This is a genomic window from Streptomyces sp. NPDC046308 (assembly GCF_055588065.1).
The window spans coordinates 1,501,005-1,519,786 of record NZ_JBVJFB010000001.1 but is presented as its reverse complement, the minus strand read 5'-3'; the positions used below and the strand labels follow the sequence as shown (position 1 = coordinate 1,519,786).

13 protein-coding genes are annotated in these 18,782 nt (G+C 73.3%); 7 read left to right on the top strand and 6 right to left on the bottom strand.

Annotated elements, in window-relative coordinates; translation table 11 throughout:
• Positions 1–92: 92 nt before the first annotated feature.
• Positions 93–1,379, bottom strand: a complete 1,287-nt coding sequence (locus ACZ6JT_RS06670) for a cation:proton antiporter (RefSeq protein ID WP_469207827.1) — start codon at positions 1,377–1,379, stop codon at positions 93–95.
• Between the two features lie 537 nt (positions 1,380–1,916).
• Positions 1,917–2,507 carry a TetR/AcrR family transcriptional regulator gene (locus tag ACZ6JT_RS06665; protein WP_362859835.1) on the bottom strand — a complete coding sequence of 197 codons (591 nt, stop codon included), beginning with the start codon at positions 2,505–2,507 and terminating at the stop codon, positions 1,917–1,919.
• A gap of 221 nt (positions 2,508–2,728) precedes the next feature.
• Here ACZ6JT_RS06665 and ACZ6JT_RS06660 point away from each other — a divergent pair, with 221 nt between their 5' ends.
• From ACZ6JT_RS06660 to ACZ6JT_RS06640, 5 genes are all read left to right on the top strand, one after another.
• Positions 2,729–3,841 carry a cytochrome P450 gene (locus ACZ6JT_RS06660; RefSeq protein ID WP_469207824.1) on the top strand — a complete coding sequence of 371 codons (1,113 nt, stop codon included), beginning with the start codon at positions 2,729–2,731 and terminating at the stop codon, positions 3,839–3,841.
• A gap of 44 nt (positions 3,842–3,885) precedes the next feature.
• Positions 3,886–4,773 carry a class I SAM-dependent methyltransferase gene (locus tag ACZ6JT_RS06655; RefSeq protein WP_469207822.1) on the top strand — a complete coding sequence of 296 codons (888 nt, stop codon included), beginning with the start codon at positions 3,886–3,888 and terminating at the stop codon, positions 4,771–4,773.
• An 82-nt stretch (positions 4,774–4,855) separates the two neighbouring features.
• Positions 4,856–5,662 (top strand): class I SAM-dependent methyltransferase, encoded by an 807-nt coding sequence (locus ACZ6JT_RS06650; protein ID WP_469207820.1) that lies wholly within the window; start codon positions 4,856–4,858, stop codon positions 5,660–5,662.
• 211 nt (positions 5,663–5,873) lie between these two features.
• On the top strand, positions 5,874–6,875 hold the full coding sequence (locus ACZ6JT_RS06645; protein WP_469207818.1) for an NAD-dependent epimerase/dehydratase family protein: 1,002 nt from the start codon (positions 5,874–5,876) through the stop codon (positions 6,873–6,875).
• On the top strand, positions 6,872–7,732 hold the full coding sequence (locus ACZ6JT_RS06640) for an SAM-dependent methyltransferase (RefSeq protein WP_469207816.1): 861 nt from the start codon (positions 6,872–6,874) through the stop codon (positions 7,730–7,732). Before ACZ6JT_RS06645 ends, ACZ6JT_RS06640 begins: the two co-directional genes overlap by 4 nt.
• A gap of 146 nt (positions 7,733–7,878) precedes the next feature.
• Here ACZ6JT_RS06640 and ACZ6JT_RS06635 read toward each other — a convergent pair whose 3' ends face one another.
• The 4 genes from ACZ6JT_RS06635 to ispG all read right to left on the bottom strand — a co-directional run bounded on the left by ACZ6JT_RS06635 (position 7,879) and on the right by ispG (position 13,268).
• Positions 7,879–9,021, bottom strand: a complete 1,143-nt coding sequence (locus ACZ6JT_RS06635) for an alpha/beta hydrolase family protein (RefSeq protein ID WP_469207814.1) — start codon at positions 9,019–9,021, stop codon at positions 7,879–7,881.
• Between the two features lie 96 nt (positions 9,022–9,117).
• Positions 9,118–10,116 carry a 4-hydroxy-3-methylbut-2-enyl diphosphate reductase gene (locus ACZ6JT_RS06630; RefSeq protein ID WP_469208242.1) on the bottom strand — a complete coding sequence of 333 codons (999 nt, stop codon included), beginning with the start codon at positions 10,114–10,116 and terminating at the stop codon, positions 9,118–9,120.
• Between the two features lie 14 nt (positions 10,117–10,130).
• Entirely contained in the window at positions 10,131–12,080 is a 1,950-nt protein-coding gene (gene dxs / locus ACZ6JT_RS06625; RefSeq protein ID WP_469207812.1) for a 1-deoxy-D-xylulose-5-phosphate synthase, read from the bottom strand.
• 33 nt (positions 12,081–12,113) lie between these two features.
• Positions 12,114–13,268, bottom strand: a complete 1,155-nt coding sequence (ispG, locus tag ACZ6JT_RS06620) for a flavodoxin-dependent (E)-4-hydroxy-3-methylbut-2-enyl-diphosphate synthase (RefSeq protein ID WP_469207810.1) — start codon at positions 13,266–13,268, stop codon at positions 12,114–12,116.
• Between the two features lie 219 nt (positions 13,269–13,487).
• Here ispG and ACZ6JT_RS06615 point away from each other — a divergent pair, with 219 nt between their 5' ends.
• Both ACZ6JT_RS06615 and ACZ6JT_RS06610 read left to right on the top strand, forming a co-directional pair.
• Positions 13,488–18,173, top strand: a complete 4,686-nt coding sequence (locus ACZ6JT_RS06615) for a HEAT repeat domain-containing protein (RefSeq protein WP_469207808.1) — start codon at positions 13,488–13,490, stop codon at positions 18,171–18,173.
• Between the two features lie 80 nt (positions 18,174–18,253).
• The gene (locus ACZ6JT_RS06610) at positions 18,254–18,694 is read left to right on the top strand and encodes a hypothetical protein (RefSeq protein ID WP_469207806.1); all 441 of its coding nucleotides are present in this window, start codon (positions 18,254–18,256) and stop codon (positions 18,692–18,694) included.
• Positions 18,695–18,782: the final 88 nt, after the last annotated feature.

Sequence of the window (18,782 nt, the reverse complement as noted above, 5' to 3'; positions counted from 1 at the left end):
GAAGGCGCCTGCATGACGCGAGGGGCGGTGGCCCGGTTGAGCATCAGCCGGGCCACCGTCCTTACCCGTCCGCCGGTGCGGTCCACCAGGAGTCAGCGGCGGACGGCGGCGGGCGCGTTCCGGGCGACAGGCTCCCAGTCGTCCTCGGCCTCGGGGCGGCGCCGGGGAAGGAACCACCGCAGCAGGGGCCCGGCCATCGCCGTGGTCACCACCGCCATGACCACCATCAGCGAGTACAGGTCCCGGCCGATGATGCCCAGACTCAGCCCCACGCTCAGCGCGACGAGTTCGGTCAGTCCGCGGGTGTTCATCAACGTGGCCAGCGCCGCGGACTGCCGGGCCGGTACCCCGTGGCCGCGTGCGGCGAGGAACGCGCCGGCGAACTTCCCGCCCACGGCGACCAGGAGGATCAGCGCCAAGTCGGCGAGGCCGCCCAGGCCGATCCCGGACAGGTCGACCGCCAGGCCGGCGGTGAGGAAGAAGACCGGCAGCAGCAGGGTCTGGCTCAGCTGCCCGAGCCGGTCGTGGATCTGTGCGCGCAGGGACGCGGACTGCTCGCGCGGGATGAGGGCGCCGAAGAGGAACGCGCCGAAGATGAAGTGCAGGCCGGCCCACTCCGTCGCGGCCGCGGAGAGCAGCAGCCCGGCGAGGATGCATGCGAACCCGGTCGGGGTGAGCTGGCCGGTGCCGGTGCCGGTGCCGGTGCCGGTGCCGCGCGCCGACAGGCGCCGCAGCAGTGGCCGTACGGCGAACAGCATGCCCAGGAGGTAGGGGACCATGAGCAGGAGCCGCCACTGGCCGACACCGGCCGCACCGCTGACGGCGGTCACACCGGCGAGCACCGACCAGGCCAGGACGTCGTCGATGGAGGCGCAGGCGAGCGCGAGGGCGCCCAAGGCCGTACGGTCCAGGCCCCGTTCGGTGAGGATCCGGGCGAGTACCGGGAACGCCGTGATCGACATCGCTATGCCAATGAAGAGGACGAACGCCACGTCGTTCGGGCTGTGGTGGTCCCGCAGGAGGTACAGGCCCAGAGCGCTGCCCAGGCCGAAGGGAAGGAGGACGGAGCTCAGGGACACGGTGACCGCGAGAGTACCGGAGCGCCGGGCCCGGTCGAGGTCCCAGTCCAGGCCCACGGTGAACATGAAGACGGCGACCCCGACCGTGGCCAGGGCGGTGAGCTGCGGCCGGATGTCCGTCGGGAAGAGGTGGTCGGAGATCACGTCGCCGGCCAGCGTCGGCCCCAGCAGGATGCCGGCCAGGACCTCGCCGATCACCGCCGGTTGGTCCAGGCGCCGGGCCAGCGCGCCCAGCAGGCGGGCGAGCAGCACGACCGTCGCGAGCCCGATGAGCAGTTCCGTGATGTGCTGGGCTTTCATGTGACCCGTTTCTGTCGGACGGGTGGGAGCCGGGGCGTGGCGGGCCGGCAACTCGTCTGCCACGGCACGGGTGTGACGGCGGCCGGTGGACGTCTCGCCGGCCGGGCCCGAGCGGGCGGCGGGGGCCGCGGGACTCCGGCGCGCCGTTCTTCCGGGCTGCGCGGAGGTTCGGGCGTACTCGGCGGTGGAGGCGTCAAGGCCGGTGCCGCACCGGCACGTCCGGCCGGATCCCGGAGGGCGTTTCGGTACGGGGAGCGCCGATCGGGCGCAGAGCCGCGGCACCGGGCCCCGGGCCGTGGCGCCGGAGCTCCTGATCCCGTGCTGCGGTCCGTCCCCTCGAGCGGCACCCGGCCCGGCGTCATGGACGCCGACGACGGCGCAACTCGCTTGCGTCAGCGCGGAGGTGAAGATGCCCGCACGATAGTGGGCGACCGCCCACGCGTCAACGAGGCCGTCGGGCCGCGCTCGTCTCGCCGAAGGGTTCGGGCCGGGTCGGAGGCGGGTCCGCAGACCCCGGTCCGGGGTCCCGGGGCGCCGCTACGGTCGAGCGGCGCCGGCGACGACCGAGCTCACGACCTTGCGGACGTCGGCGACGTCGGGCGCCACGCCCCCGCGGCCGGCGAACAGCAGGTGGCCGGATCCGATCAGGGTGAGGGCGAGCGTGTCGACGTCGGCGTCGCTCACGAGGCGGCCCTGCTCGCGCTCGGCGGCGAGGTACGCGGCGAACATCGCGGTGGCCTCGGCCAGGACCGGGACGCCCATGGAGCCCGCCTGGTGCAGCCGGGCGCGCAGTTCGTCCCGGGCGGTGACGAGGCCGACGATCGCCACGGCGACCGACTCGAAGAGGTCCGTCAGCGCCGTGGTGAGGTTGTCCACGACCGTCCCCGTCCCGACCGAGGCCGACATGGCGGCGGCCTGGGCCTGGATCCGGCCGATGCGGTCCAGGACGAGCTCGGCGAGGAAGGCGTCGAAGTCGGCGAAGTGCCGGTGCAGGACGCCCTTGGCGCAGCCGGCCTCGGCGGTGACCGCCCGGCTGGTCAGCGCGTTCGGCCCGTGCTGAAGCAGGACTCGCTCGGCTGCGTCGAACAGCTGCTGGGACACGTCGCGGATCGCTACCCCTGTCGGCATGCTGGCCTCCCTCGCCTTTCTCGCGCACCTCGTGCGTTTCATGCGTAACGAGCCCAGGCGTTGACGAGTGGGCATCTGCCCACTACGGTGGGCGCATGCCCACTATACCCTTAAACGCGTCTACAGGCATGCCCTCGGGGTGCCCGCGAACGGCGGCAGTGGCAGGGCGTGACTCCTATACGGTACCCGCGCCGGTCCTCGCGGCATGGCGGCAGGCGCCGGTGCGGGAAGTCACCACCGAGTCCGGCCAGAAGGGCTGGCTCGTCACCGGAATGGACGAGGTCCGCACCGTGCTCTCCGACGCGCGGTTCAGCCGGGCCGAGGCGCGCCGGATCGGCGCGGTGGTCGTTCCGTCGGCGGTCCTGGCGAAACCCGGGATCAACGACCTGGACGGACCCGAACACGCCCGGATGCGCCGCCTGGTGGCGGGGGCGTTCAGCGCCCGCCGGATCCGCGCCCTCCGGCCGCGCATCGAGCAGATCGCCGACGAGCTCGTCGCGCGTCTCGCCGCCGCCGGGCCCACCGCCGACCTGGTCGCCGGGTTGTGCCGCCCCCTGCCACTCACCGTGATCTTCGAGATCCTCGGTGTTCCGCAACGGGACCGGGAACTGTTCAGCGGCTGGGCCGATCGCGTCATGGCCACCACCGCCTACCCGCCCGGAGAGTCCCTGCAGGCCCTCGAGGCGGTCGTCTCGTACATGACCGACCTGGTGGCGGCCAAGCGCCTGGCCCCCGACGACAGCCTGCTCCAGGAACTGATCACGGCCCGCGACGAGGACGACAGGCTGAGCGAGACGGAGCTCGTCCACCTCGGCTGCGGCCTGCTCATGGCCGGCAACGAGTCCACCGCGACCGAGCTCGGCAAGGGGCTGGCGGCCCTGCTCGACCACCCGGACCAGCTGGCGGCGTTGCGCGCCGATCCCTCCCTGGTACCCGGTGCCGTGGAGGAAGTGCTGCGGTACGCGCCGCTGAGCGCCCGCGAGAACGCCGGCCAGGTACGGGCCACCACCTGTGACGTGGAGCTCGGCGGCGTCGTCATCCCCGCGCAGAGCGTGGTCTTCGCCAGCCTGCCGGGTGCCAATTTCGACCCGGAGGCGTTCCACGAGCCGGAGCGGTTCGACGTCGCCCGCGAGGGCGCCGGCGGACACCTCACCTTCGGCCACGGCGCGCACCGCTGCCTGGGCGCCCAACTGGCGCGGATGGAGCTGGAGGTGGCGCTGCGCGCCGTGCTCGCCGCGTTCCCCGGACTGCGGCTGGCCGTACCCGCCGGTGAACTCGCCAACGCCGAGGGGCGGCTCATCAGCGGAATGCGGGAACTCCCCGTCACCTGGTGACTCCGTCGCACGTCCTTCGCCCCATTCGACAGGAGATGAGCTCAGTGAGTGATCAGATCACGGCAGTCGGCGCTCAGGAGGCGGGAGGGGAGGCCCCGCCGTCGAAGGAGGTGGCCGGCTTCTACAACGATCTCAGCGGCCTGCTGACCGAATTGTTCGGCGGGAGCCTGCACGAGGGGTACTGGACCTCCTCGTCCGACCCCGCGTCGATGGCCGAGGCGTCCCGGCAGCTCACCGATCTGCTGGTGGGCAAGATGGCGGTCAAGCCGGGGGACCGGGTCCTCGACCTGGGCTGCGGCTCGGGTGCGCCGGCCGTCCGGCTCGCGCAGACGACGGGCGCGCAGGTCGTCGGCATCACCAACAGCGCCGTACAGATCGAAGCCGCCGTCCGCAACGCGCAGGAGGCCGGCCTGGGTGACCAGGTGGCGTTCCGGTGCGCGGACGCCACCGTCCTCGACTACGAGGAGCAGTCGTTCGACGCGGTCCTGATGATCGAGTCGATCTTCCACCTGCCGGACCGGCTCGGCGCGCTGCGCCAGGTCGCGCGGGTGCTCAAGCCCGGCGGACGGGTCGCGCTGACGGACCTCCTGGACCTGGACCCGGCGCCGGACCCGATGCGCCGGGCCGTGGGTGACCTGGCCGAGCACTCGCGCGAGCACGGGCACTCCCCGCTGGTGGCCAAGCCGATCCGCCTGGAGGAGTACGCGTCCCTGCTGGAACGGGCCGGGCTGGTGCCGGTCGAGGGGACCGACGTCACCGAGCACACGGTGGCCCCGACGCTCGACTGCCTCCGCAGGAAGCTCACCGACGACCACGAGGAGCTCGTGCGGAAGTACGGCGGCCAGGTCGTGCGGCAGTACGAGACGGTCCTGCCCCTCCTGGAGCGGGCGGGCTTCGGCTACGGCGTCGTGGTCGCGCAGGCTCCCGCGTAGCCGGACCGGCGCGCGGGGCCCCGAAGCGGGCTTTCCGCGGGCGGAGTTGACGAGTGGGCGCACGCCCATTTAAAGTGGGCGCATGCCCACTAACTCTCACGGTGAAGTACATCAGCAGCGACAGGTCGCGGAGTCCTTCGGCGCGGACGCCGAACGCTACGACAGGGCCCGGCCCCGGTATCCCGAGACCATGGTGGAGCGGATCGTCGCGGGCAGTTCCGGCAAGGACGTCCTCGACGTCGGCACCGGCACCGGCATCGCCGCCCGGCAGTTCCAGGCGATCGACTGTCAGGTGTCCGGCGTCGAGCCCGATCCGCGACTCGCCGAACTGGCCCGCCAGTTCGGCCTCGCGGTGGACGTGGCGACGTTCGAGGACTGGGATCCGGCCGGCCGGCAGTACGACGCGGTGGTGGCCGCGCAGGCCTGGCACTGGGTCGACCCGGTCACGGGCGCGGCCAAGGCCGCGCGGATCCTGCGCCCCGGCGGCCGGCTGGCGGCCTTCTGGAACGTCTTCCACTTCCCGGCCGAGGTGGCGGACGCGATCGCCGAGGTCTGCCAGCGGGTGATGCCCGACGCGCCGTTCGACTTCCGGGCGATGCTGACCGGCGCCATGGACGGCTACCAGGCCTTCTTCACGAAGACCTCCGACGGGATCCGCGAGGCCGGCGGCTTCGGGGAGCCGGAGCAGTGGCGCTTCGACTGGGAGTGGACCTACACCCGGGACGCCTGGCTGGACCAGATGCCCACGCTGGGCGCCTTCACCCGGCTTCCCCCGGACAAGATGGCCGAGGTGCTCGACGGAGCCGGTGCCGCCATCGACGCGATGGGCGGCAGCTTCACGATGAACTACGCCACGGTGGCCATCTCCGCGGTGCGCACCGGCGCCTGACACACGGCGCCCCAGGAACCGGGCCCTGATCCACCCGCACGGGTCCGGCCGCTGCGGGAGGGGCACCGGCCGGCGGCCAGGGTCCCGCGGCGGCCGGGCCGTGAGACGGCCCGACACCTTTGCCATCGCGACACCCGGGCCGCCGGCCGGGCCTCCGCGGGCCCGTGCGACCGCGGGCCCGGCCCGGACCACCTTCCTCCGAAAGGACGTCATGAGACTTCTGGTGCTGGGCGGAACCCATTTCGTGGGACGCAGCATCGTCGACGCGGCACTGGAGCGCGGTGACGACGTCACCACCCTCAACCGCGGCAGCCGCCCCGCCGCCGACGGCGTCGAGCCCCTGGTCGCGGACCGGACCGATCCAACGGCCCTGCGCCGGGCGATCGGCGACCAGAAGTGGGACGGGGCGATCGACACCTGGACCGGCTCCCCCCGCGTGCTGAGCGACACCTGCGCGCTGCTGGCCGATCGGGTCGGGCACTACGGCTACGTATCCAGCTGGGCGGTGTACCGGCCGCCGGCTCCGGCCGGCGCCGACGAGAGCGCCGCGACCGTCGAGGGCGATCCGGACGACGAGGCCGACGCCTTCTACCCGGTGGCCAAGCGCGGCTGCGAACTCGCCGTCCAGCGGACCTTCGGCGAGCGCGCGCTGATCACCCGCCCCGGGCCGATGCTGGGCCCGTACGAAGACGTCGGCTCGCTGACCTGGTGGCTGCGCCGCATACGACGCGGCGGGCGGGTGCTGGCCCCCGGCCGGCCGTCCGACCCCTTCCAGTACATCGACGTCCGCGACCACGCCCCCTGGATGCTGGACGCCGTCGAGCGCGGTATCGGAGGTGCGTTCAACACCGTGTGCGCCCGGGGCCGCCACACGATGGGCGATCTCCTGGAGACGATGCGCGAGGTGACGGGCTCCGACGCGGAACCGGTCTGGGTCCCCGACGAGCAACTCCTGGCCGCCGGGATCCGCCCCTATCTCGACATCCCCCTGTGGCTGCCCGCCGCGATGCGGGGAGGCATCAACGACGTCGACGTCTCCGCCGCCCACGGCGCGGGACTCGACACCACCCGACCGCTCCGGGACACCCTGGCCGATTCATGGTCCTGGCTGGAGCGGGAGGGCGAGCCGCCGTGGCAGGCGGGGGGCACCCGCGGGCTGGAGCCCGCCGTCGAGCAGCGCGTGCTCGACGGCATTGGCGGTGAGGGGCGATGACGCACGGGTCCGGCGCCCCGGCGGAACACCTCTCGCAGCAGGAGGCGGAGGACGGTTTCTACAACGACACGAGCGAGTTCCTCGCCGAACTGTCGGGCGGAAGCCTCCACATGGGCTACTGGGACTCCCCGTCCGACCGGGCGACGATGGCCGAGGCGTCCCGCCGCCTCACCGATCTCATGGCGGAACGGATCAAGGCCGGCCCTGGGACCACGGTCCTCGACATAGGCTGCGGCACGGGCGCGCCTGCCGTCCAGCTCGCACGGTCGACGGGCGCCTCGGTCGTCGGCATCACCAACAGCCCGGTGCAGGCACGTCTGGCCACGCAGCACGCCGAAGCGAGCGGAGCGGCCGATCTGGTGAGCTTCCGGTGCGAGGACGCCGTGGACCTCGGCTTCGCACCGGAGTCGTTCGACGCGGTCTGGCTGTTCGAGTCGATCATGGCGATGCCGGACCGGCTCGCCGTGCTCCGGCAGGCGGCATCCGTCCTCAGACCCGGCGGCCGCCTCGCCCTCACCGACTTCCTGGACCGTACGGTGCCCGGGGACGGCGTCCAACGCGACGCGGCGGCCCCGCAGTACGCCGTCCTGGCCGACAAACTGATGGCACTGCGGGACTACCCGTCGCTGCTCGAAGAGGCAGGTCTGGTCCCCGTGGAGATCACCGACGTGAGCGACCGTACGGTGGCCCGGACGATGGCCTCCATGCGGCAGAAGCTGGTGGCCGACCGCGCCCCGCTCACCCGGCGCTTCGGTGCCCAGGTCGTCGACCAGTTCGACGGCATCGTCCTGCGGCTGGAGGCGGCCGGATTCGGCTACGGCATCGTCGTCGCCGAGCGCCCCGGCGGCCATCCGTAGCAGTCCACCCGGCCGCAACCGGCCGTCGCAACGAGCCGAACCGGCCCGCACCGGTCCCTACGGGGGCGGATGCGGGCCGGTTGTTGCTCCGGCTACGGCTTGCGGCCGCGGCGGCGCCGACGGCACGGTCGAAGCCGCCGCGTCCGTCACGGGCGGACGAACGAGACCTCGGGATGCGCCGGTGAGGGGCGGTCGAGCAGCGGGCTCGGGACCCCGCGCAGCTGGAGGTCGAGGAAGGAACCGACGTAGCTCCGGGTGATCGCCGTGGCGCGCTCGCCACCGACGGTCCCGAACAGGGCCGGTGCCAGGACGGGCGGGATCGTGCCCGTGAGGTCGATGTGCTCGTAGAGCCAGTGGGCGTCGCTGAAGGACATGTGGCCGGCGGTGGGGACGCTCAGCCACCGCTTCCATCCGCCGAGGGCGGACCAGCGGTCGACCCAGTTGGCGGCGGGGGTCCCGTTGGCCGTGGGCCACTGGGCACCCATCAGCAGGACCGGCCGCGTCACCGGCCGTGCGGGCGGAGGCGTGAAGAAGGTGCCGTCCAGATTGGCGGCGGCGTCGACGCGCGCGTCCTCGCCCAGGACCTCGACGGCACTGGTACCGCCGATGGCGTGGCCGACGACGGCGATGCGCGAACAGTCGACGGGCAGTCCGGAGGAGGGGCTGGTCAGCTGGTCGAGCAGGAAGCGGATGTCCTTCACGCGACTGCGGACCACATCGGGACCACCCTGGCCGGTGCAGTTCAGGCAGGGCTCCAGACGGCCCCCGGGGAACTCCACGACCGCCTCGTACGTGTGGTCCAGCGCGGCGACCACGTACCCCCGGGAGGCGAGGTCTTCGGCCAGCCCGGTCAGGGAGGCGCGGCTCATCCCGAAGCCGGGGGACAGGACGACCAGCGGCCTGCGGCCGGGAAGGGCGATCGCGTCGGTGGTGGAGTGGGTGCGTACGGAGCTGAGTTCGGCCGTGCCGAACGCCGCGGTGGACAACGGCGCGGACATGAAGGGGGTCTCGCGGTCCGAGGGGACGGGCGCGGGATACCAGACGGTGGCCATCAGCTCGCGGAAGGCCGTGCCGGGCTTCCACGGGTCGGGCCGTGAGGTGTCCTTCAGGTGCAGAGTCCTGGCGCCGACCAGGTACCTGCCCGTCGGCGCGGGAAGCTCGGGGCCACCGGCGGCCGACCGCACGACGGGCGGGCGGGGGGCAGCGGCGGCGGACGGTGTTGCCACGGACACCAGGACCCCGAAGAGGGCAACCAGCGTGGCAACAAGGCGTATTAATCGTTGCGACATGGCCTCACGCTACAACGCGAGCCCCGCCCGCCCGCCTTGATTTTCGAAGATCTGTGCGAGTGTTCGCGGGGGCGCGGAGAGTGGCCGGGGCAGTGCTCACGCGGTCGATGTACCGCGTCCTCCACGCACCTCCGCGGGCAGGGCGAAGGTCACGTTCTCCTCGACCGGGCTGACCCTCACCGTCTCGCGGTACCCCTGCTCCGCCAGCCAGTCGAGCACCTGGGTGATCAACACCTCCGGTGCCGAGGCGCCGCTGGTCAGGCCGACCGTCGACACCCCCGCGAGCCAGGCGGGGTCGATGTCGCTGAAGCCGTCGACGAGCCGGGCCGCGGAGGCGCCCGCGGCGAGGGCGGTCTCGACCAGGCGGACCGAGTTCGAGGAGTTCGGGGAGCCGACGACCAGGACGAGATCGCTGTCGCCGGCGATGGCACGGACGGCCTGCTGCCGGTTCTGCGTCGCGTAGCAGATGTCGCCGCTCGGCGGTGCCACGATCTGCGGGAACCGCCGGCTCAGCAACTCCGCCGTCGCCCTCGTCTCGTCCACCGACAGGGTGGTCTGGGAGAGCCAGGCCACCTTCGCCGGATCTCGCACCTCCACCCGGGCCACGTCTTCCGCCCCGTCGACCAGCTGCATGCGGCCGGGCGCCTCACCGAGGGTGCCGACCACCTCCTCGTGGCCCTCGTGCCCGATGAGCAGGATGTCGTAGCCGTCGTCGGCGAACCGCCTGGCCTCGTGGTGCACCTTCGCCACCAGCGGGCAGGTCGCGTCGATGGCGCGGAGGTTGCGGGACGCGGCCTCGCCGCGCACCGCGGGGGCCACCCCGTGCGCCGAGAAGATCACCACGGCGCCCTCGGGCACCTCGTCCGTCTCCTCGACGAACACCGCGCCCTTGTCCTCCAGGTCCTTCACGACGAAGGAGTTGTGGACGATCTGCTTCCTGACGTACACGGGCCGGCCGTGGATCTCCAGGGCCCGCTCGACGGTCGCGACCGCACGGTCGACGCCCGCGCAGCTGCCGTGCGGGGACGCGAGCAGGACGCGGCGTCGCGGTGCCGGGGCCGCCGCGGGGACGGGGGCGGGGTCCGGATCCGGCACCCGCTGGCTCGTGGTCACGATGCTATTCCTCCGCTGTGTTCGAGGGTCGGGCGGCCGGCCCTCACGAGAGCCGCGGCCCGGCGGGCGATGTTCGGGGCGGTCAGTCCGATCCCGGCCGTGATCTGCTCCCGGCTCGCGTGGTCCAGGAACTGCTGCGGTATGCCGAAGTCGCGCAGCGGCAGGTCCACGTCGGCGTCGCGCAGGGCCTGGGCGATCGCCGAACCGACGCCGCCGGCCCGGCCGTTGTCCTCCACCGTGACGATGATCCGGTGCCGCGCGGCGAGGCCCGGCAGGGCGGGGTCCACCGGTATGACCCAGCGCGGGTCGACCACGGTGGAGGTGACGCCCTGGGCAGCCAGCAGCTCGGCGGCCTCCAGACAGACGGGGGCCATGGCACCGACCGAGACGATCAGCACGTCGGCCAGTACGCCGTCAAGCGCGTCGGCTCGAGGCGGCACGCCGCCCGATCCGGCCATGGCGCGCAGCACGTCCATACCGCCGATCCTGCCCAGCGACGGCACCGCGGGACCGACCGCGCCCTTGGGATAGCGCACCACGGTGGGCGCGTCGCCGACCCCCGCGGCCTCGCGCAGCTGGGCCCGGAGCTGATCGGCGTCCCGCGGGGCGGCGAGCCGCAGGCCGGGGACGACCTGCAGGATCGACATGTCCCACATGCCGTTGTGCGAGGCGCCGTCGGCGCCGGTGACGCCCGCACGGTCCAGTACGAAGGTGACGCCGAGCCGGTGCAGGGCGACATCCATCAGGACCTGGTCGAAGGCCCGGTTCAGGAAGGTCGCGTAGAGCGCGACGACCGGGTGCAGGCCGTTGGTGGCGAGCCCCGCGGCGGACACCGCGGCGTGCTGCTCGGCGATGCCGACGTCGAAGGTGCGCTCCGGAAACGCCTCCGCGAACGGCGCCAGGCCCACCGGGTGCAGCATGGCCGCGGTGATGCCGACGATGTCCGTGCGCTCGCGGCCGAGGGCGACCATCTCCTCACCGAAGACCGAAGTCCAGTCCTTGCCCGCGGTCTTGACCGGCAGCCCGGTCTGCGGGTGGATCACACCGACCGCGTGGAAGCGGTCCTCCTCGTGGCTCTCGGCGGCGTGGTAGCCGCGGCCCTTCTCGGTGAGGCAGTGCACGATCACCGGGCCGCCGAATCCGCGAGCCCTGACGAGCGCGGACTCCATGGCCTCGAGGTCGTGGCCGTCGATCGGGCCGATGTACTTGAGGCCGAGGTCCTCGAACATGCCCTGCGGGGCGATGAAGTCCTTGAGTCCCTTCTTGGCTCCGTGCAGCGTCCCGAAGAGCGGCCGGCCGACCACGGGGGTGCGCTGCAGCGCGTCCTTGCCCCAGGACAGGAAGCGCTCGTACCCCTGGGAGGTCCGCAGGGTCGCGAGATGGTTGGCGAGGCCGCCGATGGTAGGGGAGTACGAGCGCTCGTTGTCGTTGACGACGATGACCAGTGGACGGTCCTTGGCGTCGGCGATGTTGTTGAGCGCCTCCCAGGCCATGCCGCCGGTGAGCGCGCCGTCGCCGATGACGGCGACCACGGGACGGCCCCGGTGGCCCAGGATCTGGTTGGCCTTGGCCAGGCCGTCGGCGTAGCCGAGCGCGGTGGAGGCGTGGGAGTTCTCGATCACGTCGTGTTCGGACTCGGCGCGGGACGGGTAGCCGGACAGGCCGCCCTTGGCACGCAGCCCGGAGAAGTCCTGCCGGCCGGTGAGGAGCTTGTGCACGTAGCTCTGATGGCCGGTGTCGAAGAGGATGCGCTCGCGCGGCGAGTCGAAGACCCGGTGCAGGGCGATCGTCAGCTCGACGACGCCGAGGTTCGGCCCGAGGTGGCCACCGGTCTTGGAGACCTCCTCGACCAGGAAGCCGCGGATCTCCGCGGCCAGCGCGGTGAGTTGCGCCGGGCCGAGCCCATCGAGGTCGCGCGGTCCCCGAATGGAAGAGAGCAGTGACATGGTCCGCCCTTCGTATGCCGTGGCGGGTGGGGGTCAGGGAACGAGTACGGCGGGTGCGCCGGTTTCGACGCCGTCCTTCTCCATCTGCTCGGCGATCTTCATTGCCTCTTCGATGAGGGTCTCCACGATCTTCGACTCGGGGACGGTCTTGATGACCTCGCCCTTGACGAAGATCTGGCCCTTGCCGTTGCCGGAGGCGACGCCGAGGTCGGCCTCGCGGGCCTCGCCGGGGCCGTTGACGACGCAGCCCATGACCGCGACGCGCAGCGGGACCTCCATGCCCTCCAGGCCCGCCGTGACCTCCTCGGCCAGCTTGTAGACGTCCACCTGCGCGCGCCCGCAGGACGGGCAGGAGACGATCTCCAGGCGGCGCGGCTTGAGGTTGAGCGACTCCAGGATCTGGATGCCGACCTTGATCTCCTCGACGGGCGGGGCCGAGAGGGAGACGCGGATGGTGTCGCCGATGCCCTCGGAGAGCAGCGCGCCGAAGGCGACGGCGGACTTGATGGTGCCCTGGAAGGCGGGGCCGGCCTCGGTGACGCCCAGGTGGAGCGGGTAGTCACAGGCGGCGGCGAGCTGCCGGTAGGCGTTGACCATGACGACCGGGTCGTTGTGCTTGACCGAGATCTTGATGTCGCTGAAGCCGTGCTCCTCGAAGAGGGAGGCCTCCCAGAGCGCGGACTCGACCAGCGCCTCGGGGGTGGCCTTGCCGTACTTCTTCAGCAGTCGCGCGTCGAGGGAGCCCGCGTTGACACCGATCCGGATCGGGGTGCCCGCGTCCTTGGCGGCCCGCGCGATCTCCTTGACCTTGTCGTCGAACTGCTTGATGTTGCCCGGGTTCACGCGGACGGCGGCGCAGCCGGCGTCGATCGCGGCGAACACGTACTTGGGCTGGAAGTGGATGTCGGCGATCACCGGGATCTGCGACTTCTTCGCGATCACCGCGAGCGCGTCGGCGTCGTCCTGCGTCGGGCAGGCCACGCGCACGATGTCGCAGCCGGAGGCGGTCAGCTCTGCGATCTGCTGGAGCGTGGCGCCGATGTCGGAGGTCCTGGTGGTCGTCATCGACTGCACCGAGATCTGTGAGTCGCCGCCGACGGCGACCGAGCCGACCTGGATCTTGCGGCTGACCCTGCGGTCGGCAAGCTTCGTCGGCACGGCCGGCATTCCGAGCGCAATCGCAGTCACAGCAACCTCTTCCACCTCTTCCGGGTCGGCACGAAGTCGGTGAACCCCGTCCTCAACCTGATCAAAGCCCACCCCGAGGACCCCGAGTGGGCACATGCCCACCGTAGTGGGCGTATGCCCACCCGTCAACGCGATGGGGCCGCCGCATCGACGGGGGTGCGGGACGCTCCGGGGGAATCCTGCTGGTGGGGCCGGGAACGTCCCGGTTAGCATCCGACGATGACGACGCCCGCGGACCAGCCCCTCGACGATGCGCTGCGTCGAGCCGACGTCGGCTGGCTGTCCGGCCGTCTCGACGCGCGGCTCTGCCCGCCGGCCGTCTTCGGGCGGCTCATCCGGCACGAGGATCCCCGGCTGCGGTACCTGGGGTTGGTCCTGCTCGACGAGCGCGTCACCTCGGGCCGGACGGGCGACGCCGCCGAGGCCGCCGAACTCGCGCGACTGCTGCCGACGTCGGTGGAGGGCTCGCCGGAGTCACTGCTCGTCCTGGCGCGGCTCCACGAACGACTGGGGCCGTACCTCCCGAAGTCCCGCCGGCTTTCGTGGCGTACGGCCGAACTGCCCGTCCGCGTACGGATCGCCTGGCTGCTCGCCGAGCTGACGAACGACCCGACGGTGATCCGGCAGGAGCCGCGGGGCGAGCTGCTGTACCAGGCCGTGCGGGAGGCGACCGTCACCCGCGCGCACCGGCCCGCGCAACTCGTCGACGAGCTGGTCGACAGCGGTGACCCGGTGTTGCGGGCCGAGGCCCTGCGGCTGGCCCGGGAGGGGCTGCACGCCGGTCTGCTGGCCCCCGCACTGGTGCGGCGACATGTGACACGCCTGCTCGACGCCGACAGCGGGGCCGGGGTGGTCGCCGCCGCACTGAGTGAACTCGCCGAGCCGTGGACGGCGTTGGATCCCCTGCCGCCGGGACTCCTGGCCCCCTTCCTCACCGCCGAGTCGGTGATCGCACGGCCCGACGCGACCGGTGCCGCGCTCACGGCCGCCGCCCATCACGGGCACGGCGGGCTGCTGCGACAGGTCATCGACGATCCGGACCTGCCGCCCGGTCTTCGCCGGCGCGGGATGGAAGTGCTCGGTGACCTGGCGGACCGCCGCGACATCGGCGCGCTGACGGCCCTCGCCGCACGGGACCCCCTGCTGTTCGGCGGGCCCGCGGTGACCTGCCTGCGCGGGCTCCACCGGCGCGGGCACTTCCCCACGGATCCGCACGTCCCGTCGATCATCGGCCTGGCGCTGGCCGACCACACGATCACACCCCACGAGGTCGCGACGGTCCTGTTCACCTGCCGGCAGGTGATGTTCCGTGAACTGGTGGACGCGCCCGCCGACGATCCGAGCTGGCCCCGCCGGCTCACCCTGCTGGTCGCCCTGGCCGCGCAGGGGGCGGGGGAGCTGCCCGTCGGGGACGCGATCACCCGGGTCCTGCCGTCGGCGCCCGCGCCGGGGCCGTTCCTCGCCGCGATCCGCGCGCTGCGCCACACGGACGCCGAAGAGGCGGTGCTCGCCCTCCTGCCCGCGGCGCCCGCCGCGGCCCTGGACGCTCTGGAGGCCATCGGCGGGCAGCGGACGGCGGAAGAACTGAGGGAAGGGCTCGGCCTCTGCGCGCAGGAGGGGGCGGACGCGGTCGCCGGCGCGGGTCTGGGCGCGGGCACGGGTCCGGGCGCCGGCTCGGGCGCGGCCGTCGGCGCGGGCCCGGGCGTGATCGCGCCGCATCTGCGCGCGGTCCGGAACACCGCCCTTGAAGTGCTGTGGCACCTGACCCACGATCCGGCCCGGCGGCGCGCCCTCCTCGTCCGCCTCGACCCCGCCGACCTGCCCGCCCGCATCGCCGCGGATCTCGGCGGCCCGGACGAGCGGGAACTGGCTCTCCTCAGCTCCCACCTCGACCCGGACCAGCCGGTGGCGGCCCTGTGCAGACTCGCCGCCCACGGCAGCGCCGGCACGCTGCCCGTCATCGCCGACCTGCTCCTGCGCGTCGTGGCCGAGTTGGCGGCCTCCCGGGAGCCGGGCCCGGCCGTCCCCCGGTCCGAGAACGGGCAGTCGGCCGGGGAGCCCGCGGTGCCCCAGGAGGTCCTGGACGCCGTACAGGGCCTGGGCCGCCGTCTCCACGAGCGCGGCCGCATCAGGCCGGTCTGCCTGCTCGACGCGGCGACCGCACGAGAGGCCGGACACGCACTCGTCGCGTCCCTGGCCCTGGATCTGCTGGACCGGCCCGGACTGACCGGCGGCGAGCAGGCGATCCTGCTCGAACTCCTGCTCCGCGCCCCCAGCCCGAGCACCCGTGCGCGGACCCACCGCCTGCTGCGGCACCGCGACCGGCACGTACGCAAGCACGTGATCGCGTTGCTCGCCCGCGACGCCACGGGGGACGACGCGCAGGCGTTGTCGGCGACCCTGATCACGCTGACCGCCGCGCAGGACGTCCAGACCGTCCGGCAGGCCCTGCTCGCCTTGGGGCACGCGCGGGCCCGGTGGGCCTCCACCGCGATCGCCGCGTGCCTCGGCCACCCGAACATGAACATCAAGAAGACCGCGGCCGAGGTCCTGGTCCGCGCGGGCACGCCCACGGCCGTACCGGCACTGCTCCACTGGCTCGGCCACCACGACAATCCGGGCCTGCGCGCCAGGATCGTCGAGGCGCTGCGCACCATCCTCGGCGGCGCGTACCTGGCGACCGTCCTCTCCGCCGCCGAACACGGCGAGGACGGCCGCGCCCGCGAACTGCTCCTCGAAGGCCTCGACCGCACCCTGCCGGCGAGCTCGGTCCTCGCGCTGGCCGACCAGGCACCACGGGTCGCGCCCACCCTGCTCGCCCTGCTGGCGGCCGGCCGGATCGGCCTCGCCTGCGGGACGGTCGAGGACCTGTCGACGGCCATGGCCGCGTACGGGATCACCCCGCCCGCCGCGCCGCGGCCCCCGGCCGGGGCCGCCGCGGACCTCGACCTCGACCTGGACCTCGTCGCGTCGGCCGCGGGCTGGAACCCGTCGGCCGCGCTCCGCCTCGCCGAACGGCAGGAACTGCCGCACCCCACCCGGCTGCACGCACTACGGCCCATGCTGGCGGACTGGCTCCGCCTCGCCGGCTCCGAACCCGCCGCCCGGGGCCGCGTACTGCGACTCACGCTCCGGCTCTGCCCCGCCCCCTGGACGACCGCGGAACTGACGGCCTTCGCCCGCTCCACCACGGTCCTCCTCGACGCCCTCGCCGAGGCCGGGGCTGCGGACCGACCCGAACTGATCGCCGTACTCGAAGCCGTCGCGCCGATCCTGTCGGCGGTGGAGCGGTCGACCGCCGCCGACGCGGTACGCGCACTGCCCCCCGTACCCTCGGGGAACCGGTCCACCCTGTCGCTGCTCCGCGGCCTCGGCGCGGTGCTCGTCCGCGCCGACCTCGACCAGGCACTCGCCTCGGCCCGGCTGGACGCCGACCCCCGGCAGGCCGAGACCGCCGTGCTCCGGGACGCGTTCGCGCTCCCGCCGTCCCCCGCGGCCGCGCATCCGGACGAGGAGTGGCGAACCGCGCTGGCCGCCGCGGCCCGCACCCCGAGCACCCTCCGGGCATTCCGCCGGCGCCCCCACCCACCCGGCTCCAGGGACCGACTGACCGCGTTGATCGACGTCCACGCCTCGGCCGGCCCCGAGGTCCGCGCCGCCCTCGTCGACTGGATGACGGACCTCCAGCCCCTCGACGCACCGCCCTGGACGCTCACCGAGACCGCCCACACGCCGGCGACCCGGCCGCGGACCGTGCACGAGGACGACCTCGACCAGCCCCGCTCGACCGCCCTGCGGGAGCGCCTGCTGGCCATGCTGCGGGCAGCCGCTCCCGACCGTCGGCGCGCCGCTGCCCTGGCGCTCCTGGAATGGCCCGAGCCCGAGGCGGGGCTCCCGGTGCTCCAGGCGTTTCTGCGGGGCCGCGTCGACATACCGGTCAGTGCCGGCCTGGCCCGCACCCTGAGCGCCGTCGCCGAGACCGAACTCCGCGCGGACGGCGTCCTCCGCGACCGGGTCGCCCGCGCGGCGGAGCGGCTCGCCCCGTGCGACCTGCAACCGCTGGTCCCGCTCCTGCTGGAATGGTGGGAACACGACCCGCCGGCCGTCCGCTCCGCGGTCGCGCAGGCGCTGCGCCGCGTCCCCGCCGACGTCCTGGCGGAGCACCTCGCCGACCGCCTCGAGACCGGCGCCCGTGGCTTCCTCGACCTGCTCGCCGGACGCCCCCTGCTGCGCACCCCCGTACTGACGCGGACCTGCCGGCGCCTGCGCGCGGAAGGACACGACGACCTCGCGGACCGCCTCCTCCTCGTGGACGGTCCACTGCGCCACCCGGACGACTCCGCCCGGCAGGACGCCGCCGCCCTGACCGCCCTGCGCGAGCGCACCCCACCGGAACCCACCCGGCTCCCGTCCCGCCAGGACCTGTTGACCCTGGCCCGCACCGGCGACCCGGCCCGCATCCACCGGGCACTCACACGACTCACCGAGGCACGCCCCACCCCGGCCGCGGACCGGGACCCCCAACTACGCCCTCTGCTCGACGAGTTGCTGCACCACCCCAGGCCCGGGATCCGCCTGCACGCCCACCGCACCTCGCGCGCCCTGCTGGACCGCCCGACCTACCTGCACCACACGTCGCTCCTGCTGGCCGACCCCCAGCCGGACCTCGTCCGCACGGCGCTCCGCACCCTCGCCCACGCCCCCTGGCCACCCGCCATCCCGGCGATGACCGCCCTGCTGGAGCACCGCCACCCCACCATCCGCAAAACCGCGGCCGAAGCCCTCATCACCCTCGGCGAAGACGCCGTCCCCGCCCTCAAACACGCGGCCACCCACGCCCGCCCCGACAAACGCCCCCTCTACACGGACCTCCTCCACCACATCACGACCACCGCTCCCGACTAGGCGCTGTCCGGCGGCCCCACCCGTCGCGACCGGTGGCCCTGGTGCGCGCGGGTGGCGGCCGCACAGGCTAGTTTGCCTGGATGAGTCTTCTTGATGACGTGGCCGAGCGCGACGGCTGGCGGTGCTGGGTCTGTGACGAACCGGTCGACCCCGACGAGTCGGTGAACGACCCGCGGGGGCCCAGTGTCGACAGCCGGACCGCCGACCGGAAGGCCAAGGTCGCCGAGCGGCTCGCGCACCGCGGGTGCAACAGCCGCAAGGGTGCGGTCAAGGTGGTCATCGCCTGGCCGGAACGCCTGTACGTGGTCGAACCCGCGCCGCTGATCGCCGTCGCCGACAGGCTGGAGCGCAAGGGGGGACGCGAGATGGTGGGCCGTTGTCCGACCAGGAAGGACGCCCAAGAGGCGGCGGACTGGCTGGTGGACCGGTTCTCCCGACTGCTGCCGGGGCTGCCGGTGACGGCCGCCGTGGAGGCGGGCGGCGGCCAGTTCCTCGTCATCCTGGCCACCGGCCGCCGCTGATCGGGGGAGAAGGCGAACGGTCCCGCAATGCCCGCCCACAGCACCGGCTTCGGGCGGGCAGACGACGACGCACAGAGGTGTGGCCGTG